The following is a 26,734-nucleotide window of genomic DNA, read 5'->3' on the forward strand; positions in this document are numbered from 1 at the left end:
AAATAGGTGGAAACACCCATTGCGCCACAGGGGATAATTCAGCTAATTGCTATCGTCAATGTTCCATACATCCCATGGTCATGTGCCTGCGCCGGCTGACGTAACCGGCATCAGTACGCAAAGATGGTGTTTGAAGTTCGAAGCACGGATTTTCGAGATGATGTATGGCTATGCAAGATTACGCTCTGCTGACGGAGGTTGTTATGAAATGGCTCATGGTAATCACACTGCTGCTCCTGGCGTGCGTGTGCAGCGCCCAGATGACGAACGAGAGTGCGCAACCACTGACGCTGCGCACCTGTGAAGGCGACGTCGTGATTTGCGATCAGAGCATGACGTTTCGTGGATACAAATTCGTCGCCGACAAGGTGCTCGGTGATGAAAAAATCGCTCTGAAATCACAAGATGGTACGGTGACGGCGATACTGGACCTACAGGCCGATGAAAATATCTTCCTCACCATACATGAAGGAAGCATTTCCATGAAGGTCAAGTCCTGCGTACGTCAGATTCTTCGTGGAGACGAGCCGGTTGTTGCTTCATTCCTCGATCGAGCCGGTCGTTGTCGTGAGGCTAAAACCATTCTCCGGCAGGGTCTCCTGGCGGTCAATATGTAATGATGCGGCATTCTCCGGCGCTGATGATGATGAATGTATGCGCCGGATGTGAGCCGGCCCGCGGTGAGCGTACATCGTGCCGGGTAAGTGACGAAAACGAGCAGCTATGGATTCCGACACGAATGAGAAGAAGCTGTCCCGGCGCATTACGCCACCGCGGGTACAATAAAAAAAGGAGGATCGGAATAGGAAAAGGTACAGGGTACGGCAGCCCCTGTACATACGCTGCCGACGCACAATCGCCGCATCCGTGGCGTATTCCTCCGGGGATTTCCGTGAAATCCTCTGGGTGAATACGACAGAGGCCACCCGAAAGGATGGCCTCTTTTTTCTCACGATTTTCGTTCTGCTCCTGCACGCTTCTTGCGTGCCGTGTTCAGACCCGGTGCTGCAATCCTATGGCTTGAGATGCTTTGTAAACCATTTCGCAAATTCTGCATACCAGAGCTGCGAATTCTTCGGCTTCAGGACGAGATGCCCTTCGTCGGGGAAATAGAGGAACTGGCTTTCAATGCCCTGGCGCTGCAGTGTGCTGAAAAGCTGCATACCTTGCTCCACCGGTACGCGAAAATCAAGCTGTCCATGCGAAACGTAGGTCGGCGTCTTGAAATTCTTCGCAAGACGACTCGGCGACCAACGTTCGTACATCTTCGGATTGCTCCACGGGGTACCACGGAACTCCCACTCAGGGAACCACAGCTCCTCCGTGCCGCCGTACATGCTCACCAGGTCATAAACCCCGGCATGATTGAACAGCGCCTTGAAACGCGTCGTGTTACCGAGGAACCAGCTCATCATGTACCCGCCGTAGGATGCACCCGCCGCTCCGATGCGATCTTTGTCGATAAAAGGCATGTTCTTCAAAAGATGGTCGAGACCTTTCATCAAATCCTTGTATGGCGCTCCACCCCAACTGCCGTTCACACCATCGGTGAAGGCCTGACCGAAACCGACAGAGCCCCTGCAATTCACCGCCGCGACGACAAAACCGGGTGCCGCGAAAAGCTGCATGTTCCAACGATAGTGAAAATCGTCTCCCCACACGCCCTGCGGACCGCCGTGCACAAGGTAGATCATCGGATATTTTTTCGACGGATCGAAACCCGGTGGCACGAGAATCCAACCCTGCACTTCGACACTGTCGAAACTCTTGAAAGTGAACGACTCTCCCTCCGGCATGTCCAGCGTCTTGATGAGCTCGGCGTTCGTGGTCGTGAGCTGCCGCATATTTCCGATACGGTCCCCTTCGTACTCCACGGACATCACTTCCGTCGGGTAATTCATCCGCTGACCAAGAAACACGAGGGACTTGCCGTCGGGGTGCACCCGGAAATCCGTCCTGTACGTCCCCAGATCAAGATTTTTCACCGATTGACGGTCGGCATACTGCAGCGTAATGACACCCTTGAGAACGCGTAACACGTCGCCACCCTTCGCGGGAACATCGAACAACGCGATGTAGGGACCGTCATGTGCGGTGAAGAGCAAACGCTCTCCGTTCTTGTGCCATAGTACTTCGTCCACCGAACGATCAACGCCTTCAGTCAGCGTGCGGGTCTTCCCGGTTTCACGGTCATAAATCTTGAGGTCATACTTGTCCGCTTCGTAGCCGGCGCGGGCCATGCTGCGATACGCGATGTACCGCCCATCAGGTGAGTAGATCGGTTGATTGTCGTTTCCTTTGTTCGAGGTGGTGATACAACGAGGATTCGAACCGTCGATGCCCACCAACCATATGTCATTGTTCGTGCTGGCCGCCACGAGCTTGTCGGTATTTTTCACAAAAGCGACCTCGCGGCCGTCAGGCGACACGACAAAATCCTGATGGCCACCCAAATCGATGGGAGGGGTGTCGAACGCGCCCGGTGTCAGGTCCTCGGCAATTCCTCCCGCAGCCGGGATGGCGAAAACATGACTGAATTTGTCATCCTTCCACGAATTCCAAACACGATACGGCAACGTGCTTATCCGCCGTGCTTTTACAGGATCAGCCTCTCTCTGTTCGTCCCTGATGCGGTTGCACTCGTCCGTCGGACAATCCGGATAGACTTGCGATGAAAACAGGAAATGCGTCCCGGTGGGTGACCACACGAATCCGTCGATACCGGTGGAGATATTGGTAACCCGCTGCTGCCGGCTCCCGTCTGGCAGCATGGACCAGATTTGTGATCCATTCTCACGTGTTGAGATGAATGCTATGCTCTTCCCGTCCGGCGACCAGCGGGGATGGCGATCCGCTTTGGGGGTATCGGTGAGGCGCACCGCTTCACCTCCTTCGAAAGGCACCGCATAGATATCGCTGTTGGAATTATTATTCTCCAAACTGAACCAGGTCACGACATAAAGAATGGTTTTCCCATCCGGCGAGACCTGGGGATCGGAAACCCGACCCATCGCATACATGTCTTCAAAAGTGATCGGCCTCCGTGGTTCGTCAGGCACCGTGGATACACCCTGCAGTTGCGCTTGCGCCGACAGAGTGAAAACAAAAAGCAGCAGGAATAACGAGAAGGCATTCATGGCGATTCGAAAGTTGTGCATAGTCTTGAATCCGTGTTTCGTTTCCGTTGTCATTGTGAAATTCCGGCTTTTACCCGTCAACATCATCGCGGCACACACTCCCCCAGGCGACGCGGTCGGCTACTTTGCTCGTCGAACAACGAACTCCGCAAGCTCCGTGAGAGAAGCTCTGGCAGCTGAGTCGGGGACTGTCCCGAGTTGCGCGACCGCTCTCCTGCGATAATCCTCCGCAACTGCTTCGGCGTAGGTGATGCCGCCAAACTCCTGCACAAAGGCGACGATCGTGTCAATGTCGCGCCGTCCGACTCCGTTCTTCATGAGGCGGACAATACTCTTCCTGCGGGAGGCGGGAGCGTTGCCGAAGGCATGAATCAAAGGAAGAGTAAACTTTTTCTCCTTGAGATCTCCGCCTACCGGTTTCCCGATCGCGCTTTGCGTTCCGGTGAAATCCAGTATATCGTCGCGTATCTGAAATGCGATTCCCAGTGCTTCGCCGTATTCGCGCATGGCGACGACAATGCCCGTGTCGTCGGTCGCGCTCAGTGCACCGATTTCACAACAGGTGGCCAGCAGAGAGGCGGTTTTGTCTCCGATGATGCGAAAATACGTGTCCTCGTCGTTCCGGAGCTGTCGTGACTTCTGAATTTGAAGCAGCTCACCTTCGCTCATGCGTTTCACCGCCCGCGAGGTGGAATGCAGAAAGGCGACGTCGTTGTGATCGAGCGATAACAGGAGTCCCCGCGACAGAACGTAATCTCCCATCAACACGGCTACTTTATTTTTCCAGATTGCATTGATCGATGGCCAGCCGCGCCGTGTATCGGCTTCGTCCACCACGTCGTCGTGTATCAACGTGGCTGTGTGCAGCAGTTCCACAAGAGCGGCGCCTCTGAAGGTGCGTTCGGTGATGCCCCCGCTTGCAGCAGCAGCCAACATGACAAGCGCCGGCCGCAACTGCTTTCCCTTGCGCTTCACAACATAGCGGACCACTGTATCGACTATACCGATATTGGATTTCAGTGCGTTCTTGAAATGCGCTTCAAAGTCCTTGAGCTCTCTTTGAACCGGAGCGAGAATTCCGTCGAGTTTCATCGTTGCTTTCATTGCGTTATTCCGCCTCGGTCCGTCGTTTCTTCTGACTAAACCGCGAAATCCAGATACTGACTTCATAGAGAAACACCAACGGTATCGCCATCAGAAGCATGCTTATCGGATCCGGTCCGGGTGAGAGCAGCGCCGCTGCGATCGCGCTGACAACCATGGCGTGGCGCCAGTATCGCCGCATTAATTTCGGTGTCACAATGCCGAGACGGGAAAGAAAAAATGCGAGCATGGGGAGCTCGAAAACGGCCCCGGCTCCGAGCATCAGCGTAAGAATGAATTCGAAATAGTAGTCGATCGCGATTACGTTTTCGATGGTAGCCGAACCGAAACCGACGAAAAATTTGAGTGCAGCCGGCAATATCGCGAAATAGGCAAAAGCGACTCCGCCCAAGAAGCAGAGCGACGTGAACACAATGATGCGCGTCGCATATTTGCGTTCGTGCGGATACAAACCGGGTGCGACAAATTTCCAGATCTGATAGATGATGTTCGGGATGCTGATGACAATTCCACCGAATATCGCCACCTGCATGTACAGAAACACCTGCCCGAAGGGTCGCAGATTCTGAAGCTTCATATCGTACAGCTTCGCTGGTCGGAGGAGGATGTGCTCCATAACCGGATCAATGAACACCCACAATGCTATCGCTGCAACGACGATGCCGATCATCGCGTAGATGATGCGCCAGCGAAGTTCCTCGAGGTGATCGAGAAACGACATCTCGCTTTCGCCGGTCTTGGGCCGAATATCTTCTTCCTTCTGTTCCTGATCCATGGACGTAAAAACTGCGCACATGCCGCAAATATGAAAGATACGAAATTCCACTGTTCATCGTCCAGTGCGATGCGGTATTTCCGCGGCCATCCCTGTGGGACCTGCATGGCGTCCCTCGCAGCACCGGACTTATACGTTCTGTTCGTGCGTCATGCAATCTGTCGTACATTGCAGAGAGTTTCAGACGAGAGGTTTGTTCTATGTCTTTCAGTACCGTCACAAGTTCCCGCACCTATCTGCCACTGACGCTGGGGATAGTAATCCTCGCGCTGCTTCGCATGCTTCCGCTGCTGTTCCCGGAGGGACGTCTCTGGGGGCTGGATGCGGGGATATATCTCGATCCCGTCGTGCATGCCTTCCTGACGCTGTTCCTGCTCCTCCTTGCCCTTCCTGCCGTGCAACGACACGTCGCTCAGTGGGTGGACGCCGGGGATCGAAAGCGCTGGAGTGCGCGTACCCGCGTTCTCGCATCGATCCTTTTTCTGGCGGCCATACTCTTCCCTATGGGCACCTTTTTCTATGGTGACGGCGGGAACCTGGTCAGTGAAGTGTATAAAATTGGAGCCCGGAAGGAATATATAAGCGACATCCTTCTCAATCTTCAGTCCGCTCCACTGGCGGGCGGGATACTGCATGGTCTGGCCATGGGTATTCCTTCCGCCATGTTCGCGGTGGGAATGACGCCGCCGGCAACGCCCATGTTCCCATTCTTCGCCCTGGCCCTGCTCGGTGTTATCGGTGTGTATTTCGCTGTCCGGTTGCGTCAAGACCCGAAAGCGCGATTTGCCGATCTCCTGCTCATCTCGGGAAGCGCTGCTGCGCTGCTGTTTTTTTCCTATGTCGAAATGTATCTCACGGTCACTGTTGCGATAACGGCATTTTTACTGGCGGGACAACGCGCGCTCCGGGGAGAGCTCCCGCGTATCGTTGTCGTTCTCTTGTACGTGATCGCTTTGGCCGCGCACTACATGACACTCGCCTTACTGCCGGCTCTCCTTTTTCTTTTGTTCGAGAAAAGCAGCTTCGTCGCGAGATTGGCCGGAACACGACGCGCGCTGCTCACGACCTGGCTCGCGAGCGTCGGCATCTTCGCGATTCTGTACTGGTTTCTCGGCTTCGCCTCGTCGGACAGTCGCATCGTCATGCCGCTGTTCGAGCAACGTTCTGACGCCGGTACGCTTTCCTACACGCTGCTCTCTTCGGCACATCTGCTGGATTTCGTCAATCTGCTCCTCTTGCTCGGATCGCTCCCGCTGCTGATCGTACTGGCGAGCGTTATTTTCAGGAGAGGCACTATGTGGACCACGGAGCGGGGTTTTCTGCTTCTTGCTCTTCTGTATTTCGGAACTTTCATCTTTTTTTCAAACACCTCTCTCGGGTTGGCACGCGATTGGGACATCGCCGCGCCTCTCTCCATCATCTTTGTCCTGCTCGCAGCGCATACGTTGTCGGACGGCGAGACCGGTGAGCGAAGCTCCCTTCCCGTCGTTCTGGGCTGCGCATCGCTCATCGCCGTTCTGCCCTGGTTGTTCGTGAATATTGACGACGACACGGCAGCGCAACGCTTCGAGTCCGTGATACAACTCGACGACGAACATATGTACGGCGACTATGCACTGAGCGGATACGAAGCACTGCGGAAATATTATCTCCATCACGGTCGCCTCGATGAAGAAGCCCGCATCCTGTATCGCATGGTGGATCTCGTCGGATACCCCGAACAGTACCGGCTCCTGCTCGTCAACTCCATCGCGCGCTTCCATACCGATAGAAATGCCAGTCTGCAAACCCAGTTATGGATGCTCGATCGCCTCGGAAGAGCCTCCGACGCAATGATCCTCGCTGGCAAGGCTGATAGCTACGCCATCAGCCGATGGGAAATCGATTCCCTCGTCGCTGTGATTTCCGTTGAATCCATCACGAACTCCACCATGCAACAGGTTTTCACCCCGGTGAAGAACATGGTGGACCGTGGGGGACTGAAATTGGGTCACGACATTCTTATCGGTGCAGGGTGGTATCTCGACGAGCGCTTTTTCGAGGCTTCGGAGGCCTTACGGACAGTTTGGGAAAGTCGCTTTCGCGATGCGCGTGTTGACGGGATGTACGGGAGCTCCTTGTCTCTGTCTGGCCTGCCTGACATCGGCGACGCAGTATTTCAGGAGGCATCGCAATGGCATGGAGAGCATCCGCAGTTCCTGTTCTTCTTCGCCATAACCCAACTTCGGCTGGACCGGCAAGCTGGTGCCGCAAAAACGGCATTACAACTCGCTTTGACCTACAATCCGCCCGCATCCGCGCGCGAGCAAATCGAGGAGATTCTGGCCTCGATTCCGGAGGTTGCTCCCACGCCGCTCCCGTGGTCTTCAAAGCAGCCGTAGCTCGACGGGAAGCACTACCAGAGGTCTGAGAGTCTGGGCCGCAGAGTTTCTTCTACACGTGAGGGACCGGATCTTGCGGTATCGTGCGTACTGTCCTCTTCGTTCAGGCATCATAAATATTCTCGAATGTGCCTGTGACAGGTGTTCCGTCCTTGCGACAATGATATTCTGGGCGACCGCTGCGCTCTGCCAGCTTTCCAGACAACCTGAATACTCGTAGATTAGAGGTATCTCTTTCCATCGACTTTGTACAAGGATTTCATCATGAGCGAAAACCTGGACGAACGCGAAGGCATGGGCACTACTGAAGAAATGGTGTCACAATCCGAGCCTCTTTCTCTTACAGACAAATTCATCGGTGTCATCACCGAACCAGCGGACACCTTCGCCATTATCCGGGCTGCTGGACCAAAGACATCCGACTGGATCGTTCCTCTGCTTGTCATGGCGATCATTCTCGGCATTTCCATGTTCGTGCGCTTTTCCAATCCCGAGACGGCCGCGCAAATGCAGCAGCAACAAGAGATGGCGATTCAGAAACGGGTGGATGCGGGACAAATGACGCAGGAGCAAGCTGATCAGACTATCGAGCAAATGGAGCAATTCGGCGGGATGACGAAGATATTCGCACCGATTGGTGCCGTACTTGGTTATGTCGCGATATTCTTTCTCCTCTGTCTGTTTTACTGGCTGATTGTCCGTTTCATCATGAAGGGCGACACGAACTATTCTTTCATCCTCTCCGTGGTAGGATTATCCGCCTTCATTTCCGCTATTGATCAGATCATCTCCATATTGCTCATGGTCGTGACGGGTAACGCTATGGCGAATCTGAGCCCGGCGCTGTTCGTGGACAGCCAAGCTGCGGGAAAAACCTTTTACCTGCTCATGGTCCTTGCCCCGATCTCCCTTTGGGCGCAGTATGTCATCGGAATCGGATTCGCAAAGACGGCGAATATCAGCACCGCAAAAGGGGTGATCGCCTCTTTCATCGTCTGGTTGTTGTTCGCCTTGCTGACGGTGACGACGGGCTTCGGCGCCTGAGACAAGCATGCACTTTCATACACAGGCCGGTGAACGTCAAAATTCACCGGCCTGTGGCATTGTCAGCACTACGCGTAGAAAGAGTGGATGAGTCCCGTCGCGATCTATGGCGTGTGACGCGGGGAGCGAGAAGTACTCTTACTCCAGTTCGATTTTATCTATGCGTCTCTGATGACGCCCGCCTTCGAATGGTGTTTCGAGCCAGACACGTATCATTTCTTCCGCGGTTTCCCAGGAGATGAGCCGCTCTCCCAGAGCCAGCACATTCGCGTCATTGTGAAGGCGCGACATTCGTGCGGCTTCCACCACCTGGCAGGCAGCAGCTCTTATGCCTTTATGTCTGTTCGCCGCGAGACTGATGCCGATACCGGTGCCGCACACGAAGATTCCCCTGTCACATTCGCCTTGGACGATCGATTCAGCGGCGGCGTGTGCAAAATCGGGGTAATCCACGCTCTCGCCCGAGTCTGTCCCGAAATCTTTCCACAAAACACCGAGCGCATCAAGCAATCGCTTGATGCGCTCCTTGAACTCGTAACCGCCGTGGTCCGATGCCAGCGCGATCATCACACACCCGGTCCTTACGGCGTGACGCTGCGGCCTATCCAGCCGTAGCAATCTTTGTTGATCATGTAGGAGCTGCCCTTCGGTATCTTGTTCACGAAAAGGTCTTCCGAGGACGGCGTCAGTGAACTTAACGCTCCGGAGCGGCTTCTGGCCTGATCTGCAAACTGTGGATCACGCGCGGCACGGGAGTATTCGGTTTGTGCGAGCAGGTAGACCATTTTGTCAATGACCTTCATCTTGTCCCAACCGCCGCGAGTTCTTTCCACGCAGCGCTGCACAGCGGCTTCATAGGCCTGAGCGATAACCATTCTCGGGGCACCCCAGGCGGGATCAAGTTCTGATGCTTTCTCTGCGTATGTACGAGCTTCGGCGAGTTGCCCTTCCTGCACAACGGCACGTGCGAGATTCAACCACGACTCCTTGGATTCGGGATCGAGTTCCGTCATTTTCTTGTACGCTTTGCTTGCGCCTGAGTAGTTGCCGACATAGAGATAGCTCGCTCCGAGACGTTCCCAGTAATTCTTGACAGTGGCATCGATAGCGATGAGTTTGTTGAAATAGACAATAGCGCTGTCATATTCCTGCACCAGCTCATAGAAACCGTTCGCGAGCTCGTACAGCTTCTGCCTGTTGGTCTGATCGGCATAGTAGGAGTCCCGGAGTATGCCCACGTACTCTGCGGGGTCACTGATCAGATTCCTCAACACTCCCTGTGCCAGAGCATTGTTCGCGTCGAGCGCAAGAATTGCCTGACAAACGGCGATGCATTTCATCTTCATCTCCGGGATTTGCGAGGTCAGAACGGCAATACGCTCGTAATAATACATATCGGCAGCGTTGGTGTACACTCCCCCGACCCCGGATTCATAGGAAGCGATCGCGTCGCTTTCCCGGCCGGTGAACTGCCTTTCGTAATGATATCCCTTCATTTTGTAGAATTCCGCCGAGCGATCAGGAAAGGTCTTTATCGCGTGGTCAAGAATGAGCTCGATGGTGTCACCATACGCTTGCTTGAGCTCTGCGGATACTTCATTCGTGGCGAGTGTATCATATAACTCCACGAGTTTCGAGTGCAGCGTTTTGAAACGGGCGGGATCGAGATCCATAATAGCCCAGCCGGCTTTCTTGGCCGCCTTGTAATCCGCTGTTTTGAAATACTCGAGAAAAAGGCTCCAGTTGCGCCGGAGCAGACGTTCTGTTTCATCGTTTCCCCCATCCTGCTGTGCGTGCAGCACGAGGGGCTGTGCAAGCAGCGCCACAAGAATCAGCGGAAAAGTGAAACGTGAGATGTGCCGAAGCATGATATCCTCCAAGATGGAAATCGTTATGCGCTTATTCTCTGTTGCGGATGAACCAGGATTCGCCGACACTGACGCCGAGCGAAACGCGAACTACTTGTTGAGAACCCAGCGGTGCTGTATCAGAACCACGCCAACCGTAACTGATGGCCAGGTCCGCGCGACTGCTGCCGAATATCGGGAAACCGGTGCCAGTAGTAAACATGAACTCACGGTCGCGGTCATCCTCTAATGATGTATATCGCTGCGTCATCGCCACTCCGAATCTGAACACCGTTTTGCTGAGAATTCGCGCATCAACCTGTCGTAAAAATGGTTGCCACTCGAAACCCACACCAAGAGTATACGCCGCACCGAGTTGGGATTGTTTCTGATCGAATACCATTGCATCCGTCCAATCCTGTGCGCTGTACTCTGCGGCAACAAGCAATTCGTCGTTCATCTGCCATCCCGCACCGAGTCTGAATTCCAACGGAAGTTCCTGGCTGCCTGAAGCACCGCTGACAGTGGAATCGAAGGTGCTGTACGAAAACACCATGCTCCTGCTGGCGGCAAGTGACACTTTTGGTGATATGGCGGCACCGATACTGATACCTTCGGGACCACGGTAATGCAGGCCAAACGTGAATCCGGAGCCGGAATGATTTGTGGAACGGCGTTGTGAGCCCGAAAAATACCCACTGTTCTCGAAGTTCAACTCCCAGCTCTGCTCAAGCGTCCCAAAATAGTACTGATAGGCGGCACCGATACTTATCCTGTCTATGGGCGCGAAGGCAATCCCCGCCCGAAACAAAGAAAGTCCTCCGCTTCCGTTGTACAGGACGCTGTATTTCTCGTCGCCCAGAGACTGTGTCCCGATAGCCGAATACTCAGACCGACTGTAGGGCAAAACGCCTGCGGAAAGTCGCAGCCGGAAAGTCTCCTCCAGCGGAAGGACAAATTGAAAACCCTTGATTGAGCCTGTGGACACGCCATTCGATGTCTTCGACAGGGCGATGTGCTCAAAGGTCATACCTGTTGTCAGGCGCAACTGATTGATTCCTGTCCAGGTCGCCGGGTTGGCTTGACTCACGTCGTACTCCGACTGCAGCGCCACGCCGCTGCCACCCATGCCGCGCTGGCGTGCGGTGCTCAGCGAATTCAGCTCGCCGATGCCAAAACGGGACTCGACCGTACCCCCGTTTTGGGCGACTGCCGAGGCAGCGCAAAGACAAATCGCTATGGCTGTTATCCATCTCATGCGGCATCAGGGTTGTGTGGTATAGGTGACAATCAATCGAGGTCGAAGGTCTTTGGAGGCAGTCCCGTCATACACGACGAGGCGGTCGAGATCACTTAACTCCGCAGCTTTTATCAGGATCAATCCGTTGTTTCCTCTTCGATTGACCCAGTTCTGCACTGCTTGTATGAGGATGGTCCCCTGAGCAGTAAGAAGAGTAGGATCTGACACGCTCTGACTGGTCATGATTCCGCTGGACGAAGGTACGTTCCTCGCACTGTCGAGATTGATGTGAACCAGCAGAGAATCAATTCCACGGTACAGTTTCGTGCTCAGATCACGATCTATCCGGAATTGCACCGACACGTGATTGATGATACTGTTCGCCGGTATGGCGCTCACATCGAAAAAGAGTCTGCCACGAACGCTTGAGCCACCCTGAACAACGATACGGCCGGGATACGCCGGTACCGCTTTCCTGGCGACGTAGGTGTCTTCCAGGTTCTGACCAGCGAGAGTATCTTGTTTCCCGTTCTGCTCGATGACGATCTCAAGTGTCGGCGGTTTCGATCCCTCTGCCGATTGGAAGGACCGTATATTGCCACCAGAGGAGCTCTGGAGCAGCAAACCGCGAAGCTCAGTGAAGCGACCACTGTTGGCCTTGCGCAGCCACTCGCGCACCATCGTCGTATCGAGGGGAATGTCAATCGAGTCTGTATCCGCCAGACTTCGCGTCACGCTCCCTTTCACTTCCGGCAGCACCTCGAGGCGTGTCAAACTGTCGGAACTGAATGTAAAAGAACTCCAGAAGCTCGTTATCTCGCGAACCTCCAGTGCCACCGGTCCATTGTCGCCTATCCTGTAAGGGAGTGAGTGCAGACGCATGCGCGCGGAGATGATTCTCCCGCCGCCACCGACACTGTCCGCGAGATACAACCAGCGGATAAGTGCGCTCGCGTCGAAGCCGTCCGCTTGTCCCACGGAGAGCATGGACGAAGAATAGGGAAGAAGTTTCGTTTCGAATCCGTCGCTGCTGATTTGAACCGAATCGGTCTGCGAGTCGAATCGCACTGCACCGACAAGGTCTTCATCGGGAATGATTCCGACGCTGGTAGGATCCGGATCGTTCTGACACGCTGCGAGCAAGAGCAGCGGCAGGGCGAGAAGAACGGTGTGTCTGAGCAATTCGGGTAAGTGTCCTCTGTAAGGGGGAAAGCCGGCCAGTCCTGCGGCCGCCGGTACCAAGCAAGTAAAATACGTGGAACTACAGGTATCCGGCAAGGGAGAATTTTCTGCCTACGCTCAACGTGCGGCAGATTTTTGTTAGAAGTTTGTTCGCGCTCGGTCTATTTTTTCTTCAGCAGCGATTTATACAGTTCGATGTACTTGTTTGCGGATGCGTCCCAGGAATTATCCTTCGCCATGGCGCGCTTCATCGCCGATTGCCAAGCCGGCGTATCCTCATACAGCTTCAGTGCCGCCTTGATGGCTTTCATCATTTCTTTCGCACTGTATTTCTCGAACACAAAGCCTGTGCCCAGTTTCGGCTTCTGTACGAGATCCTCAACGGTATCCGCAAGTCCGCCGGTCGCACGCACAATAGGCAGCGTTCCATAACGCAGACTGTACATTTGGTTGAGACCGCAGGGCTCATACTTCGACGGCATGAGAAACATATCGCTGCCTGCTTCGATCAGATGCGCGAGATCCTCATCGAACCCTATATGCGCACCCATCTTTTTCTTGTACTTCTTCGCAGCCTTGCTGAAGAGCTCTTCGTAGCGCTTTTCACCCGATCCGAGAACCACCATTTGCAGCGGCATTCCCATGAGTTCCGGTAATGCTTCGTTGATGAGATCAAAACCTTTCTGATCCGCGAGGCGGGATACTATACCGATCACGGGAGTGGCGGGATCGTACGGCAAACCGAAATGCTTGCAGAGAGCTTTCTTGTTCTCGGCTTTCCCCTCAAGTTTTTCAGCGGAGTAGGTCTGCGCGATCAATTTGTCCACTTCAGGATTCCAGACGGTGGTATCCATTCCATTGAGTATACCGACCGTTTTCCTGGCTTTCTTCTTGAATACCCCTTCGAGGCCGTAGCCGTATTCTTCACCACTGCGGATTTCTTTCGCGTAGGTCGGACTGACCGTCGTGATCATATCCGCAAACATCAGCCCTGCTTTCATCAAGTTGATCTGGTCGAAAAATTCAACACCGTCCGCCTTGAACATTTTCTCCGAAAGCCCGGTCTTAATGAACGACGTCTTCGGGAAAATGCCCTGATAGGCCGCGTTATGCACCGTAAAAACCACCTTCGTATTTCTGAACAAGGGCTCGTCGGCGTATTCGGTTTTTATCAGCGCCGCAATCAGACCCGTCTGCCAGTCGTTGAGGTGAATGATGTCAGGCTTCCAACCGAGAAGGATCAGCGTTTCAATGACCCCGCGGCAAAAGAACATGAAGCGGTCGTCGTTGTCCGGCCAAGCTTCCTTCGTCTTGGGATCCACATAGAGGTCGGGCCGGCAGTACAGTATATCGTTGCTGATGAAATAGACCTGTACCTTTGTCTTGATATTCGTCAGAAAGGAGGACTTCACGCTTGCGAGATAGGTCTTTTCTCCCAGCTCTATCGGCATATCCGTGAGTCGCTTGATATCGTGAATCTTGAACTTACGATCACTGACAGCCGCGAACTTCGGCATGATGATACGAATATCATGACCCAGCTCGCGTACGACCTGCGGAAGCGCAGCGGAAACGTCCGCCAATCCACCGGTTTTCGCGAAGGGAACAACCTCGCTCGAAACGAACAGGATGCTCAATGGTTTCGCCATGATATTCTCCGCAACATTGTGATGAATGCCGATTCTAAAAAGTAAAAATACGAATATTATCAAAAACCTACAATTTACGCCCATTCATTGCGGTGATCCTTCCCGCTTACGGATGCTCAGATGAAAGCGGGATGATCTACTTCAGTACATCGTCCGCAACCGTGTTCCAGGAAAATAGGCCTGAAGAATACGTTCCGGGGACTGCCCTTCTCTCGACCGCGAAATGGCACCCCACTGGCACATTCCCACCCCATGTCCATTTCCCCCACCATCGATACGAATGAGGCTGATCCAGCGCTGCGCGTTCCGCTCAAGGTGGATGTCAAACAACGTGCTGCGGAGAGGTGTCCCGTCGGGTCGCCGGAGAGCCCGCCGTATTCTGTCCGCATGGACATAGTAGGATCTCTGTTGTGCCCGGTTTCCCATGACTATTTGAACGGTTGTCACGCGACCGGACTGAGACCGCTTCAGGAGATTGATGTCAAGTAAGTACCAGTTTTCTCCGGGAATGTCCGTCTCCTTGATCGCTTCATTGGCGGACGGTAACCACGTTCGCAGCACATTCTCCATAGCACTGCGGGTATAAATCTCTGTCCAGCGAAAAGAGGGAGAAATGGCACAGAAGCTCCTGCGCTTCTCTTTGTCACGGATGCCTGTCAGATGACCGGCGGACTGATGTCTACTCCAGACATTCGAGGGGTGTTCGGTACTCCCTCCGCAGGTGGAATGATAATAGCACTCTGCAGGCTGACCATTTTGCGTGACGACGAGTCCCCTCGTTTTCTGCACCGCTGCCGTGCTTGTCGGATCCTGCGCACCCTTTCCGGAGAACACCTGGTCTCTCGCGTCATCATAGACGTCAAAAAGTCTTGTGAGTGGAAGACGGATCTTATTCAGGGCATAAGTCCGTGCAAGAATTGCCTGCGCTTCCACCGCCGCAATATCAGAGGGCTTACGATTCCTGCCTATTTCGTTCGGAAGCACCCCGTACAGATAACGTTCCAACGGGAGAATATTGATGAGATAGAGACGTTCACCATCAGTGGCCAGAAGCAGAGTGTCTGAGTACTCACGTTTTTCGAAGGAAATACTTCCGTCGTGAACTTTCGTATACATTCGGAGTGCTCCCCCGACGGTTACGGTATCCCCTGAAGCGGACCGAAGTTCGATTCGCCCATCGTCGTTGACGGAGCAGCTCATTGTCACCGGGTTTTCGAACACCGCGCGCCTACCCGGTGCAAGCACAATCACAGCGCTACCTGCTTCGAACAGCAGTTCACCCGTGCTCTCGCTCAGGCACACTCGAATGGACGGTTCGACTGCTCCGGGACGCGCACGTCCACCCGGCCCGGCACAGGAGGCAAACAGTATCCCAAGCAGCAGCAACGCGACGATTCCAACACTATGCTTACACATGTACCTGAGCGTTGCTCCGAAAAAAATGGGCAAGCCATCAGGCCTGCCCATACCGATTCGTTGTTGACACGCCACGTTCAGCGAAACATCGCTTTGATACTTCCCCAAGTGCGCTTTACGCTGTTCACACTATGCGTAATCGACACTTCGTTGGAATATGATGGCGTGCCGGACGCTTCCACTATCCTGAGTCGATAAATGTAGAGACTTCCGGCATCCTTGTACGCGGAACGGTCAATATAGCTGTAGGATGAGTTCGATCCCTTGGGCGATACCGAAGCCAGCGTGATAAAATCCCCATTGTTTCCAGCTTTTCGTTGCACTTCGTATCGAAGGACGTTCGATTCGGCCCTCGTTCTCCACTCGAGCGTGACGTTATCACCATCACTGCTTCCGTTGAAGAATTCCAGAAATGCCCCGCCCGTGGCCGTCGCTGCGCACAGCAGGATGAGTATCAGGAATTTAGATGCGTGTTTCATAACGGAGTACCAGTTGTAGTCAGGGAAAAATATACCGTGAATTTCACTGGAAATCAAGGTCAATTCTCCATGGGACAAAATATCGAGTGGAGACGGGCAGCGAGTGGGTTCATCCGTCCGTCGAGACACCGCGTTCGGCGCAAAGCCCGGAAATGAAGAAATCCGAAAGACCAGGGCATTTTTTTTTCCTGTACTGCCATTGTCACTGTATCGCTTCATGTTCCTGGGTAGTTTGTTGAGCGTTTTACTTTCTATGGGAGACACATGAAACGGATTTTTGTTCCCTGGTCGGTACTGTTTCTGACATTTTTTTTCCTGCAATCGGCCTTCGCGCAGGACATCATCATCAATGAGTTCCTTTTCGCACCCGGAAGTGGCGAAGCCGAATGGATAGAGCTCTGGAACGGAAGCGGGAGCACCATCTCCTTACAGGGCTGGTACATCACGGATGCCACCCATAATCCGGTCCGGGTAACCTCCGAAACGGTGATACTGGCAGCGGATGAGTACCTTGTCCTCGCGAGCTCCCTTCCACTGGCCTCGCGCTGGGAGCAGTTGGCTGTTCGCGTGCTTGTTGTGCCGGGCTTTCCTTCCCTGAACAATACCGGTGACGAAATCATCTTGCGTGATTCCACGGGAAGGACCATTGATTCCTTGCGCTATGAAGCCTCATGGAATGCAAAAAAAAGCTCGAGCGTGGAGCGCCGACGACCACGGCTGCCGTTCGATCAAGTCAATGCCCGAGCGACGCTGCATCCAGATGGTGGCACACCTGGCGCAAGGAATTCCCAGACACCTCCGGATTTCGATCTCGCGCTCGACTCACTGATCGTCAGGGAGAACGGTTTCACTGTTCGTGTGAAAAACATCGGTTTGCGTACCCCGGAAAGCGCCGACATATACATGCTATGTTGTACCGCAGGAGGAGATTCGGCGTTGAAGCACATTCCGGTCATGCCGCCAGAATCCGATGAGACGCTTTTCCTCGACATCGAGCTGTCCTGTGAGAGGGCGGTTTCTGTACTGGCTGTCCTGCGCTGTGCGCAGGACGCCAATAACGGCAACGACAGTCTCTATCGTGAGCTGCATCCGCCCATGCGAAGGAGAGACGTGCAATTCAACGAGATCATGGCTGCGCCGCTCGGCGGCAGGGCGGAATGGGTGGAGCTCATAAACCGTGCAGAGTCGCCGATACGTCTCGACGGCTGCTCACTTGCCGGAGCCTTTGGAAGCAACGGCCTGCGCCGTCTGTTGCGACTGCCGAACAATCTCCCCTTGCTGCCTTCGGGAGGGTATCTGCTTATCACTTCCGATTCGGGTGTTTTCGTGGATTGGCCAAACCTGCGCGAAGAACAATCCTGCGTCGTGGCATCTCTTGGCAGAACGTCGCTGGATCTGGGGAATACCGGCGATGAACTCGTGTTCCTCGATGCTCTCGGGAACGTCGTCGACAGTATGGTGTATTCCGAGACATGGCATCACCCGCTTGCGGCCAGCACTGCCGGCAGATCACTGGAACTGATCCATGCGGATTTGTACACTCAAGGGGCTTCCGCCTGGACGACCTGCGTTCATTCTTCCGGAGGTACGCCGGGTCGGCGTAATTCCGTTTGGTCAGAGACCGGTGCTTCCGGTCATTCTTCGGAGCACCTTCTTTGCACTCCCAATCCGTTCTCGCCGGACGGTGATGGGTACGAAGATCACACCCTCATTTCATGGACGCTCCCTTCAACCGCCTCTCTTCTCCGTCTGCGTGTCTATGATGCCGCCGGACGCTGTATTCGGACGCTGTTGAACAACGACGTCGCGGGGAGGCAAGGTGTCACGGTTTGGGATGGATTGGACAGAGAAGGCCGAAGAGCCCGCGTGGGTGTGTATGTGGTACTCGCCGAGGCGCTCGACGCATGGACGAATACCGTCGCCGTCGCGAAAACCGCAGTGGTGCTCGCTACCAGATTGTGAGGTTACGCCGTCCCAAGCAGGTTCATCATGCTCGCTTTCAATTCCTCGATTTGAAAGGGTTTGGAGAAATACGCGTTACACCCTGCTTCAAGACTTTGGATGCGATCTTTCGGAAATGCGTGGGCCGTAACTGCGATAATCGGGACAGTGGAAAATCGCTCGTCACTGCGAATTCGCTTGGTGAGCGAAATCCCATCTTCGTCTCCCTGCAAGGAAAGATCCATCAGCACGAGATCGATACGTTCGCCCTCAATAATAGCCCAGGCGGCGGCGGCATTGGACGCCATGCGCAGATTATACTGTTTCGACAACAGTGAGGACATATATTCCTGTGTCTCCTCATCATCTTCTACGAACAGGACGGTACGGTTCCCTTCGACGTCTCTCGATGGTTGAACCGCATGCACAACCGGCATAGGCTTGCCGAAACCATCGTCGAATACATGTGCATCCTCCACGACATCCGCGAGAAACTGCAGGGTAAACGTCGAGCCTTTTCCCTTCCTGCTTTTCACCGTGATGGATCCCCGGTTCAACTCGACATAGCGCTTGGTGAGCGACAAGCCAAGCCCGAGGCCGTCAAAGGGCCGTGTATAGCCCGTGGCTTCTTGGGAAAATACGCTGAACACTTTCGGAAGATAGTCGGGGGACATTCCGATACCCGTGTCGGCGATTTCTATGCAGACACGCCGATCCACATTGTAGACGCGAACATTCACCTCTCCGTGCTTAGTGAACTTGATCGCGTTGTCAATGACATTCGACACCGCCTGATCTATGCAGTATCGGTCCGCGTACACGATCGCGGCGGGGCACTCGGTTGTGAAGTTGAGGGCAAGACCCTTTTTCTGGGCAAGCGATTGTAGTTCCTGTACAAGCTCTTCAACGCGCTCCGACACACGCACTTCCTCCGGACGCACCTGAAACGTCCCTACTTGTATGCTCGAAATATTCAGGATGTGCTCCACGGTGCGCATCAGACGCTGGCTCCCGCGCCGTATGGCCTGGAAATAGGTTTCCATCTCCGGGTACATCTTGCCGACCAACTCACCGGTAATGAGATTACCGTAACCGATGATGATGTGCAGCGGTGTGCGGATTTCATGGGAGATATTGGCAATGAATGCGTCCTTCAGTTTGTCGGACTGCTCGGCGCGCTCCTTCGCATGAATGAGTTCCGCCTTCTGCCGCTCCTGCATCGTGATGTCTCTGATCACGATATGTTTTGCGTTCATTTCATCGAACAGCATCGGCACGGCCGTCAGTTCGATATCGATGATGGAGCCATCAAGACGTTCAAGTTGTCCCTTGATATCGGCAATTTCCATATCGGATTCGAGCTGCTCCTGCATACGGTTGAGATCCGGCCTGTCGAAATTCGTCTGCATGAAGTCATACACCGATCGGGTGAGAAGATCCTCCTCGTTGATCGCGCCGAACAGTTTCATGCACGCGTCATTGACAAAGTGGATGCGACCACCGACAGTCACAATCAGTGGGAAAGGCGAAAGCTTGACCAGGCGCCGATAGCGCTTTTCGCTCTCGGCAAGCTTTTCGAGATTCTGATGCTGAATAAGAAATACCTTCCGCTGCTGGAAGATGATGACAGCAATGATTCCCAGAGCGAGTGTCAGTAGGACGACAGTCCCGCCGATGATGAGGAGATACGTGTCCGACATGCGAGAAAACCTCCGAGAAAGAGGAGATTCTTTATGACGTTGAGCAGCGAGTGCAACACCCAGATCCATTTCGAGTCTATCGTATCCTGCTGCAGCGTAGGTGCGAGGGCGAACAGAATCAGGTTTCCGGCAAAGTACACTACGAGTGCGGAAGATACCCAAAAAATTGGATTTTTCTGCACGGGTATGGTATCTCTCATCATAGAGCGGAAGAGCGTTCCCACCGCGATAATCACGAGCAGGACACTTTCCACCGTCAAAATGACGTTGTCGAGGTTGTGCGGTGTGGATATTGCCTGGGTGATGATCCAGAACAACAGAAACACAGGGATCAAAATACCGATGATTCTTTTTTCCGTTTTTCCGTCATGCCAGGTAAAAAACATCAATCCCAGAAGCAGGAATTCAACGGGCGGGAAGGCATTGTAAATCCTGGCATTCGGCTCTTTCAGAATAATTCCAACATAGTAACCTGCCAGATCGAACAGCAGGGTAATCGCCAGAAATAGAAGAAGCAAACGAAGCCAGGTTTTCTCGTTGCGGAACTGCCACAATCCGACTCCCAGTGGCAGGAGAGGGAGAAGCAGGGATATCCAGGTGACAACTTCTCTTACGTCTTGTAGTTTGTCTTGCATGCCCGCAGCCATGATTCCAGGCAGAATAGTGGATCCGATGTCACCGGCAGGCGCCTTTTCGGATCAAGGATAACATCCTACTCAAATTACAATATTTCACACCCCGCAACAAACCAGCGCCCGCACGCTGCGCGTTTTCGCAGCGAGCGGGCGACTGGCGATATCTCCAATCTTCAGGAGTTTAACGGGTTTGACTCGGCATGGAATCTCGAGATCGGGAGTGGACGACCGAAAATGAATCCTTCGTCCAGGTCCTGCCCCAATCCATTGACGCCAACGAGCACCATCTCCTGCTTTCCTTCAGCGTCAATACCGTAGTAGTAGCGAATTCCGACGGTATCTTCCTGTGCGAGCAGTTGCTCAATCGCGGCGCGACTGAAAAACTTGCCCTTAACCGATCCGTTTGCTGCGCTCTGACGGTAATTCCGTGTCAGACTGCTCGCTTCCTCCAGGCTGATCGAATGATCTTCCATCCCGGTAAACACAGGCCTGCTGCGTTCGATCCGATGAGGCTGCGCCGGAGCGATGGGAGCGTCAACATAGAGATCTGCTCCTGCGTATGGCTTTTTCGCCTCTTCACTGGCGTCTTGACGCCGAAAAATATTCTCAAACATAGTTTTTTCCTTTCATGTATTATCGGTCACTGACACACGAGAATCAGCTGTTGAGCGGGTTGAAGCTGCCACAGTACGGCGGGCACGGAACCGCGCGCTCGCACACGAAGCCTTCGTAAAGATCCTTGCCGTTCTCGTCGACGCCCACCACGATCAGCACCGGGCGATCATTGTTCTCTTTCGCGTAGTAGTAGCGAATGCCCACAACACCTTCCTGCGAGACCTGCTCGATGGCCGCGCGGCCGAAGAATCCTCCTTGATCGCGCCGGCGCCCGCCTGCATACGATAGTTGCGCGTCAGAGCGCTCGCTTCTTCGATGGAAATGCTGTGATCCTCCAGACCTGTGTATACCGGACGCGTGCGTTCGCGTACTTCCGGCTGCGCCGGGGCGACCGGGGCGTCCACATACAGCTTGTCAATGACTTGCGAGGGGATGATCTGGGTGGTTTCGTTCGTCTTCATGATATGGCTCCTGTGTATTTGCTTCGTGTGTGTGTGTGTCTGGTTGACTGTTGAAGGTTCGACGCGCTTTGGATGGATTTCAGCTGTTGAGCGGGTTGAAGCTGCCGCAGTACGGCGGGCACGGAACCGCGCGCTCGCACACGAAGCCTTCGTAGAGATCCTTGCCGTTCTCGTCGACGCCCACCACGATCAGCACCGGGCGATCGTTGTTCTCTTTCGCGTAGTAGTAGCGAATGCCCACAACACCTTCCTGCGAGAGCACCTGCTCGATGGCCGCGCGGCCGAAGAATCCTCCCTTGATCGCGCCGGCGCCCGCCTGCATGCGATAGTTGCGCGTCAGAGCGCTCGCTTCTTCGATGGAAATGCTGTGATCCTCCAGACCTGTGTATACCGGACGCGTGCGTTCGCGTACTTCCGGCTGCGCCGGGGCGACCGGGGCGTCCACATACAGCTTGTCAATGACCTGCGAGGGGATAATCTGGGTGGTTTCGTTCGTCTTCATGATATGGCTCCTGTGTATTTGCTTCGTGTGTGTGTGTCTGGTTGACTGTTGAAGGTTCGTCGCGCTTTGGATGGATTTCAGCTGTTGAGCGGGTTGAAGCTGCCGCAGTACGGCGGGCACGGAACCGCGCGCTCGCACACGAAGCCTTCGTAAAGATCCTTGCCGTTCTCGTCGACGCCCACCACGATCAGCACCGGGCGATCATTGTTCTCTTTCGCGTAGTAGTAGCGAATGCCCACAACACCTTCCTGCGAGAGCACCTGCTCGATGGCCGCGCGGCCGAAGAATCCTCCCTTGATCGCGCCGGCGCCCGCCTGCATACGATAGTTGCGCGTCAGAGCGCTCGCTTCTTCGATGGAAATGCTGTGATCCTCCAGACCTGTGTATACCGGACGCGTGCGTTCGCGTACTTCCGGCTGCGCCGGGGCGACCGGGGCGTCCACATACAGCTTGTCAATGACTTGCGAGGGGATGATCTGGGTGGTTTCGTTCGTCTTCATGATATGGCTCCTGTGTATTTGCTTCGTGTGTGTGTGTGTCTGGTTGACTGTTGAAGGTTCGACGCGCTTTGGATGGATTTCAGCTGTTGAGCGGGTTGAAGCTGCCGCAGTACGGCGGGCACGGAACCGCGCGCTCGCACACGAAGCCTTCGTAGAGATCCTTGCCGTTCTCGTCGACGCCCACCACGATCAGCACCGGGCGATCGTTGTTCTCTTTCGCGTAGTAGTAGCGGATGCCCACAACACCTTCCTGCGAGAGCACCTGCTCGATGGCCGCGCGGCCGAAGAATCCTCCCTTGATCGCGCCGGCGCCCGCCTGCATGCGATAGTTGCGCGTCAGAGCGCTCGCTTCTTCGATGGAAATGCTGTGATCCTCCAGACCTGTGTATACCGGACGCGTGCGTTCGCGTACTTCCGGCTGCGCCGGGGCGACCGGGGCGTCCACATACAGCTTGTCAATGACCTGCGAGGGGATGATCTGGGTAGCGGTTGGGTTTTTCATACCATGTTCCTTGTGATGAGTGGTAGATGTTGATAGTCGTTCATATCTGTCGCTTCGAAAACGCTAACTTTAGTAAATACAATACGTTAAATTACAAAAATACCGACCATTAATTCTGCAAATAGAATTTTACTTTCCGTTGCTCGGCTCCCACTTGCACCGCAACCGCATCCGAAGCGCGGCATATCAGGAGAGCAATATTTCTGTTATAGTGGTTGTTCGCTGAAACATATGCAGGCATACGCGAACGGTTACCCGTCCGCGCAACAGTACTCTCTCTCCTGCGAACAGCGATGATGTACGATGTGACCAATGCGGAAATCACCCATTGCCGCCTCGCCAGGCGACGGGCTTCGTCCGGATGATCAATCCTCCTGCGATTGGTGATACAATAGAGACCGAATCGTCAGAATATTTCGAGCAAGACTCACAATCGGAGTTGGACAACCTCTGCTACACCGATTGCCGAGAATATACTAAATTTTTTCTTACAACAACATTAAAAATAAGTAACATGGGCCATGATGCAGGGAGCCGACGCCTTATATCCGTTAGATTTCACTTTATATTGTATTGATATAATACACTTGCGAGAAGGCCAAAAAACCTGCAAAGCATTGATATATACGATGTTACGAGAGACGTTTAAAGATGTACATCTTTAGTACACCAATCAGAATTTTTCATATGGATCAGCCCTCCCTTGTTTGAAGATTTTTTTCCCTAAGTGGATACAAACGATCTACTTACCGCCTGAAGTGACGGATAACGTGCTCTCCGGGCGCAGCGGACAGACGAAAGGGACCGTTGATACCGGTCAGGAGGGTGAGCCGCTCACGGGAAATATCCTTACGCATTGGAAGTTATACCCTGCGGACGTAGTTTCATTTTTATGAAAAGTATCGTGTTTCTGCTCCTCTCTTTTCAAGCGATAGCGTCGTTCGCGCAAGCGCAGCCGGATCCGTGCCCGACTCCGCCATTCATTCGGGGCCTTCGCGTGTTCGGCGGAAGCGATGAACGAAACCTACCCGTACTCGCGAAAGCGGACAGCGGAAGAACGACCGCCTCCTCAACCCTGCCTGATTTCATCACGATTCGATTCGATGTGGAGGAACAGGCACCACCACGATTGAAGATCCGCTTCCGGCATTGCGACAAGGATTGGAACATCGATACCGACCTGTTCGTCCGCGACGATTTTTTTACGTTCACGCGTACGCTGTTTTACGAGCCATCAATTGCCGGCGATAGAGGGTTTTCCTGGAGATTTGAGAATCGTTTCCCGAGCGTGGATCATCCTTTCGTCCGCTTTCTGTATTCGGGAAACTGGATCTTTGAGATCACGGATGAATTTGACGATTCACAGGTCTACGCCTCGGGGCGTTTCATTTGCGTCGAACCCATTGTTCGCTGCGGGCTGCAGGTCTACAACGATTTCTGGACGGACTTCGATTCGCCTCTGGATCAGGTGCACCGGCTACGGCTCCACATCGATGTGCCGGACCGGTTATTTGCTGATTTTGTACGGACTGCGGATTTCTACAAGAATTTTAACCTGTTCGACGCCGAACGCGTGGACAGTTACGACTTCAAACCTCATACCTTCGTTGAAGGCCTCGGTCTGAAGCAAAAGGTGCTTACCCTGCGAAACATGTTGCCGGGCAACAGCCCCCGCAATTTCGATTTCAGTCGTCCCGCCGTCTATCCCTCTTCAACAGTGATTACCCGCTTTGGTGGCCCCGACGTAACCCGATATCTTTTTTCCGCAGATCCCGCTGTGCATTTCGGATCTGCCATAACACCGCCGTTACGATCCTGGGATACCGAGTACCTGTGTGTGCGCTTTGAATTGGAACATCCGCGCATTCGTGGGAGGGACGTGTTCGTCGCAGGGATTTTCAATAACTGGGATCCTCAGCCGGCGGACCGTATGACGTACGACGAAAGCTCCGGTCATTATTTGCTGGATCGTCGTCTGCTTCGCGGATCGTATGACTATCTGTATGTGCTCGGAAATTACGACGAGGAAGCACGTTACGTCCGCGATGCCGACTGGATCTCTCTGGAGGGCAATTCCTGGGCAGCACAGAACCTGTATTGGGCCGTCGTGTATTACGACGACGATCAGTTCGGTGGTGTAACCCGCGCGGTGGGATTTGCGCGGGTCATTTCAGGGCAATAATCGAAGCGAAGGCACATCAGCATGTCCGCCTACCCTATCAGTTCAAGCCGACAAGCGCTGGCACTCTCGGCGGGCGAGATAGTCGCCAGGATTCTCGGCTTCGCCGGTATGGTCGTGATTGCGCGCGCATTCGGTGCCGATGTCCTGGGCATCATCGCTCTTGGAAGCACGCTCTTGACGGTTTTCTCCGCGATCATTGTCTTCGGTCAGGACACGTACGGCATTCGGCGTGTCGCATCCGAGCCGGACAATGTACGCTTGATCACCTCAGAGGTCATCAGCACCAAGCTGATGCTCTCGATTCCGGTCGTATTCCTGTATGTTGCGTTTGTCGCCATGTTGTTCGGTTCAACCGGCATTCATGACACAGTCTTGTATCTCTTCGGCCTTCCGCTGATTTTCAGCGTCTTCAGCCTCGATTTTCTCTTCATCGGACAGGAGAGGAATCATCTTATCGGCGCCCGCATGCTTGTGCAGGCTACGTGTTACTTCCTCTGTCTCGGCGCAATCTCCCTCTTGAGCGGCACCGTGGTCCTGATTCCTGTTTCGCTTGCCGGGGCAGTCCTGGCCGGCACGATATTCTCGCACAGCAGGGGACGTCCGGATTTGCACCTGCGGATAGCGGGGATTCTTCAACGGTCGCGACAAGCACTGAAAGCGTCGACGATACTCGGCATATCACAGATCTCCGTCATTCTCTATTTGCAGCTGAACGTCCTCGTTGTAGGTGCGATAGTCGCGGCGGAGCAACTCGGCATCTATGCGGCGGGGCAGCGGGTCACGGCTGCGCTGGCTTTCGTTCCGGGGATCCTTTTACAGGTACACATGGCGCGCATCGGCAGCGCCTCCTCCGCGGGAGAGCGCCGGCGTTGCATCGGCACACTCTTGCAGTCCATGTCTTTCATCGGCGGCCTGCTCTGCGGGAACCTGTTTATACTCGCGCCTGTCGTACTGCCTGCCGTGTTCGGCCTGGCATACTCCGGCGGTATTGTACCTCTGAGGATCCTTTCTGTAGCGCTGTGGGTTGTGTTTTTCAACATGAGCTTCGCGAACCCCCTTCTTTTGTGGAACGAAGAGCGCAAGTATCTCACCATCGTGGTATCCGCCGGACTATTGAATCTTGCAGCAAGTGTTGTCCTGAGCCATCGATGGGGTATTACCGGCGCGGCAATCGCTACATTGATCACTGAGACCTACGTTCTCGCCATGAGTGTCCGCGCGTATATGCGGGTCGTTGGTCGGCAATCTCCGGTCCAGTGGAAGGTTCTCCTCGCACCTGTCCTCTTTGCAGTGGCTCTCGCGTCGGGCAGCATGGCTCCTCCCGCATGGAGTTCAGGAGTAGCGGCTTCACTTTTCACAGCGGCAATGTTCTTATCCATATTTGTGTGGCGGCTTCCGATTCCCGGATTGCGCATTCCCGATGCCTCTCACGAATAGCGTTG

The 26,734-nt window shown here is 54.2% G+C and carries 24 protein-coding genes; 6 read left to right on the top strand and 18 right to left on the bottom strand.

All coding sequences use genetic code 11. From position 1 onward, the window contains the following. The first annotated feature begins 203 nt into the window (after positions 1 to 203). The gene (locus tag M5R41_12915) at positions 204 to 617 is read left to right on the top strand and encodes a hypothetical protein (GenBank protein MCZ7557294.1); all 414 of its coding nucleotides are present in this window, start codon (positions 204 to 206) and stop codon (positions 615 to 617) included. Positions 618 to 1,013: 396 nt separating this feature from the next. On the opposite strand, the gene M5R41_12920 is transcribed toward M5R41_12915, so the two are convergent. From M5R41_12920 to tatC, 3 genes are all read right to left on the bottom strand, one after another. Beyond that, positions 1,014 to 3,158 (bottom strand): S9 family peptidase, encoded by a 2,145-nt coding sequence (locus tag M5R41_12920; GenBank protein ID MCZ7557295.1) that lies wholly within the window; start codon positions 3,156 to 3,158, stop codon positions 1,014 to 1,016. 99 nt (positions 3,159 to 3,257) lie between these two features. Then, entirely contained in the window at positions 3,258 to 4,241 is a 984-nt protein-coding gene (locus M5R41_12925) for a polyprenyl synthetase family protein (protein MCZ7557296.1), read from the bottom strand. A gap of 4 nt (positions 4,242 to 4,245) precedes the next feature. Next, on the bottom strand, positions 4,246 to 5,016 hold the full coding sequence (tatC, locus tag M5R41_12930; GenBank protein MCZ7557297.1) for a twin-arginine translocase subunit TatC: 771 nt from the start codon (positions 5,014 to 5,016) through the stop codon (positions 4,246 to 4,248). Positions 5,017 to 5,216: 200 nt separating this feature from the next. On the opposite strand from tatC, the gene M5R41_12935 reads away from it, so the two are divergent. Both M5R41_12935 and M5R41_12940 read left to right on the top strand, forming a co-directional pair. Further along, positions 5,217 to 7,397, top strand: a complete 2,181-nt coding sequence (locus M5R41_12935) for a hypothetical protein (protein ID MCZ7557298.1) — start codon at positions 5,217 to 5,219, stop codon at positions 7,395 to 7,397. Positions 7,398 to 7,661: 264 nt separating this feature from the next. Further along, positions 7,662 to 8,441 carry a YckD family protein gene (locus M5R41_12940; GenBank protein MCZ7557299.1) on the top strand — a complete coding sequence of 260 codons (780 nt, stop codon included), beginning with the start codon at positions 7,662 to 7,664 and terminating at the stop codon, positions 8,439 to 8,441. A gap of 138 nt (positions 8,442 to 8,579) precedes the next feature. Here M5R41_12940 and rpiB read toward each other — a convergent pair whose 3' ends face one another. The 7 genes from rpiB to M5R41_12975 all read right to left on the bottom strand — a co-directional run bounded on the left by rpiB (position 8,580) and on the right by M5R41_12975 (position 16,254). Next, positions 8,580 to 9,011: a ribose 5-phosphate isomerase B gene (gene rpiB / locus M5R41_12945; GenBank protein ID MCZ7557300.1), complete on the bottom strand. Its 432-nt coding sequence runs from the start codon at positions 9,009 to 9,011 to the stop codon at positions 8,580 to 8,582. Positions 9,012 to 9,022: 11 nt separating this feature from the next. Next, on the bottom strand, positions 9,023 to 10,309 hold the full coding sequence (locus M5R41_12950) for a tetratricopeptide repeat protein (protein MCZ7557301.1): 1,287 nt from the start codon (positions 10,307 to 10,309) through the stop codon (positions 9,023 to 9,025). Between the two features lie 31 nt (positions 10,310 to 10,340). Further along, the gene (locus M5R41_12955; GenBank protein ID MCZ7557302.1) at positions 10,341 to 11,546 is read right to left on the bottom strand and encodes a hypothetical protein; all 1,206 of its coding nucleotides are present in this window, start codon (positions 11,544 to 11,546) and stop codon (positions 10,341 to 10,343) included. Positions 11,547 to 11,552: 6 nt separating this feature from the next. Continuing rightward, positions 11,553 to 12,710 carry a hypothetical protein gene (locus tag M5R41_12960; protein MCZ7557303.1) on the bottom strand — a complete coding sequence of 386 codons (1,158 nt, stop codon included), beginning with the start codon at positions 12,708 to 12,710 and terminating at the stop codon, positions 11,553 to 11,555. 161 nt (positions 12,711 to 12,871) lie between these two features. Next, positions 12,872 to 14,359 carry a glycogen synthase GlgA gene (glgA, locus tag M5R41_12965; protein MCZ7557304.1) on the bottom strand — a complete coding sequence of 496 codons (1,488 nt, stop codon included), beginning with the start codon at positions 14,357 to 14,359 and terminating at the stop codon, positions 12,872 to 12,874. Between the two features lie 141 nt (positions 14,360 to 14,500). After that, positions 14,501 to 15,775, bottom strand: coding sequence for a SpoIID/LytB domain-containing protein (locus M5R41_12970; protein MCZ7557305.1), 1,275 nt, complete (start codon positions 15,773 to 15,775; stop codon positions 14,501 to 14,503). Positions 15,776 to 15,852: 77 nt separating this feature from the next. Next, a complete protein-coding gene (locus M5R41_12975; GenBank protein ID MCZ7557306.1) occupies positions 15,853 to 16,254 on the bottom strand; it encodes a hypothetical protein in 402 nt (133 codons plus the stop codon). 264 nt (positions 16,255 to 16,518) lie between these two features. On the opposite strand from M5R41_12975, the gene M5R41_12980 reads away from it, so the two are divergent. After that, the gene (locus M5R41_12980; protein MCZ7557307.1) at positions 16,519 to 18,216 is read left to right on the top strand and encodes a lamin tail domain-containing protein; all 1,698 of its coding nucleotides are present in this window, start codon (positions 16,519 to 16,521) and stop codon (positions 18,214 to 18,216) included. A 2-nt stretch (positions 18,217 to 18,218) separates the two neighbouring features. Here M5R41_12980 and M5R41_12985 read toward each other — a convergent pair whose 3' ends face one another. From M5R41_12985 to M5R41_13020, 8 genes are all read right to left on the bottom strand, one after another. Next, positions 18,219 to 19,895, bottom strand: coding sequence for an ATP-binding protein (locus M5R41_12985; protein MCZ7557308.1), 1,677 nt, complete (start codon positions 19,893 to 19,895; stop codon positions 18,219 to 18,221). Next, a complete protein-coding gene (locus M5R41_12990) occupies positions 19,847 to 20,530 on the bottom strand; it encodes a hypothetical protein (protein MCZ7557309.1) in 684 nt (227 codons plus the stop codon). Before M5R41_12990 ends, M5R41_12985 begins: the two co-directional genes overlap by 49 nt. Before the next feature lie 173 nt (positions 20,531 to 20,703). Next, on the bottom strand, positions 20,704 to 21,144 hold the full coding sequence (locus M5R41_12995; GenBank protein ID MCZ7557310.1) for a hypothetical protein: 441 nt from the start codon (positions 21,142 to 21,144) through the stop codon (positions 20,704 to 20,706). Positions 21,145 to 21,187: 43 nt separating this feature from the next. Continuing rightward, positions 21,188 to 21,349, bottom strand: coding sequence for a hypothetical protein (locus M5R41_13000; protein ID MCZ7557311.1), 162 nt, complete (start codon positions 21,347 to 21,349; stop codon positions 21,188 to 21,190). Then, on the bottom strand, positions 21,298 to 21,606 hold the full coding sequence (locus tag M5R41_13005) for a hypothetical protein (GenBank protein ID MCZ7557312.1): 309 nt from the start codon (positions 21,604 to 21,606) through the stop codon (positions 21,298 to 21,300). The genes M5R41_13000 and M5R41_13005 overlap by 52 nt, the downstream gene beginning before the upstream one ends. 79 nt (positions 21,607 to 21,685) lie before the next feature. Beyond that, complete coding sequence (locus tag M5R41_13010; GenBank protein MCZ7557313.1) at positions 21,686 to 22,108, bottom strand: hypothetical protein; 423 nt, start codon at positions 22,106 to 22,108, stop codon at positions 21,686 to 21,688. 77 nt (positions 22,109 to 22,185) lie between these two features. After that, positions 22,186 to 22,608 carry a hypothetical protein gene (locus M5R41_13015; protein ID MCZ7557314.1) on the bottom strand — a complete coding sequence of 141 codons (423 nt, stop codon included), beginning with the start codon at positions 22,606 to 22,608 and terminating at the stop codon, positions 22,186 to 22,188. Between the two features lie 79 nt (positions 22,609 to 22,687). Further along, positions 22,688 to 23,110: a hypothetical protein gene (locus M5R41_13020; GenBank protein ID MCZ7557315.1), complete on the bottom strand. Its 423-nt coding sequence runs from the start codon at positions 23,108 to 23,110 to the stop codon at positions 22,688 to 22,690. Between the two features lie 892 nt (positions 23,111 to 24,002). On the opposite strand from M5R41_13020, the gene M5R41_13025 reads away from it, so the two are divergent. Beyond that, positions 24,003 to 25,292 carry a DUF5103 domain-containing protein gene (locus M5R41_13025; GenBank protein MCZ7557316.1) on the top strand — a complete coding sequence of 430 codons (1,290 nt, stop codon included), beginning with the start codon at positions 24,003 to 24,005 and terminating at the stop codon, positions 25,290 to 25,292. 21 nt (positions 25,293 to 25,313) lie between these two features. Further along, positions 25,314 to 26,729 carry an oligosaccharide flippase family protein gene (locus M5R41_13030; protein ID MCZ7557317.1) on the top strand — a complete coding sequence of 472 codons (1,416 nt, stop codon included), beginning with the start codon at positions 25,314 to 25,316 and terminating at the stop codon, positions 26,727 to 26,729. The last annotated feature ends 5 nt before the right edge of the window (positions 26,730 to 26,734 follow it).

The sequence above is a fragment of the Bacteroidia bacterium genome, assembly GCA_027493955.1.
Lineage (GTDB): Bacteria > Bacteroidota > Ignavibacteria > SZUA-365 > SZUA-365 > JAOSJT01.

Bases quoted from the DNA above. Each gene is read 5' to 3' on its own strand.
- M5R41_13005 (MCZ7557312.1), bottom strand. From the start codon at position 21,606: ATGAAGACGAACGAAACCACCCAGATCATCCCCTCGCAAGTCATTGAC.
- M5R41_13015 (MCZ7557314.1), bottom strand. From the start codon at position 22,608: ATGAAGACGAACGAAACCACCCAGATCATCCCCTCGCAAGTCATTGAC.
- tatC (MCZ7557297.1), bottom strand. From the start codon at position 5,016: ATGGATCAGGAACAGAAGGAAGAAGATATTCGGCCCAAGACCGGCGAA.
- M5R41_12990 (MCZ7557309.1), bottom strand. From the start codon at position 20,530: ATGCAAGACAAACTACAAGACGTAAGAGAAGTTGTCACCTGGATATCC.
- M5R41_12985 (MCZ7557308.1), bottom strand. From the start codon at position 19,895: ATGTCGGACACGTATCTCCTCATCATCGGCGGGACTGTCGTCCTACTG.
- M5R41_13030 (MCZ7557317.1), top strand. From the start codon at position 25,314: ATGTCCGCCTACCCTATCAGTTCAAGCCGACAAGCGCTGGCACTCTCG.
- M5R41_12935 (MCZ7557298.1), top strand. From the start codon at position 5,217: ATGTCTTTCAGTACCGTCACAAGTTCCCGCACCTATCTGCCACTGACG.
- M5R41_13010 (MCZ7557313.1), bottom strand. From the start codon at position 22,108: ATGAAGACGAACGAAACCACCCAGATTATCCCCTCGCAGGTCATTGAC.
- M5R41_12955 (MCZ7557302.1), bottom strand. From the start codon at position 11,546: ATGAGATGGATAACAGCCATAGCGATTTGTCTTTGCGCTGCCTCGGCA.
- M5R41_12950 (MCZ7557301.1), bottom strand. From the start codon at position 10,309: ATGCTTCGGCACATCTCACGTTTCACTTTTCCGCTGATTCTTGTGGCG.
- M5R41_12995 (MCZ7557310.1), bottom strand. From the start codon at position 21,144: ATGTTTGAGAATATTTTTCGGCGTCAAGACGCCAGTGAAGAGGCGAAA.
- M5R41_12940 (MCZ7557299.1), top strand. From the start codon at position 7,662: ATGAGCGAAAACCTGGACGAACGCGAAGGCATGGGCACTACTGAAGAA.
- M5R41_13020 (MCZ7557315.1), bottom strand. From the start codon at position 23,110: ATGAAAAACCCAACCGCTACCCAGATCATCCCCTCGCAGGTCATTGAC.
- glgA (MCZ7557304.1), bottom strand. From the start codon at position 14,359: ATGGCGAAACCATTGAGCATCCTGTTCGTTTCGAGCGAGGTTGTTCCC.
- M5R41_12920 (MCZ7557295.1), bottom strand. From the start codon at position 3,158: ATGCACAACTTTCGAATCGCCATGAATGCCTTCTCGTTATTCCTGCTG.
- M5R41_12980 (MCZ7557307.1), top strand. From the start codon at position 16,519: ATGAAACGGATTTTTGTTCCCTGGTCGGTACTGTTTCTGACATTTTTT.
- M5R41_12975 (MCZ7557306.1), bottom strand. From the start codon at position 16,254: ATGAAACACGCATCTAAATTCCTGATACTCATCCTGCTGTGCGCAGCG.
- M5R41_13025 (MCZ7557316.1), top strand. From the start codon at position 24,003: ATGAAAAGTATCGTGTTTCTGCTCCTCTCTTTTCAAGCGATAGCGTCG.
- M5R41_12915 (MCZ7557294.1), top strand. From the start codon at position 204: ATGAAATGGCTCATGGTAATCACACTGCTGCTCCTGGCGTGCGTGTGC.
- M5R41_12970 (MCZ7557305.1), bottom strand. From the start codon at position 15,775: ATGTGTAAGCATAGTGTTGGAATCGTCGCGTTGCTGCTGCTTGGGATA.
- M5R41_12925 (MCZ7557296.1), bottom strand. From the start codon at position 4,241: ATGAAAGCAACGATGAAACTCGACGGAATTCTCGCTCCGGTTCAAAGA.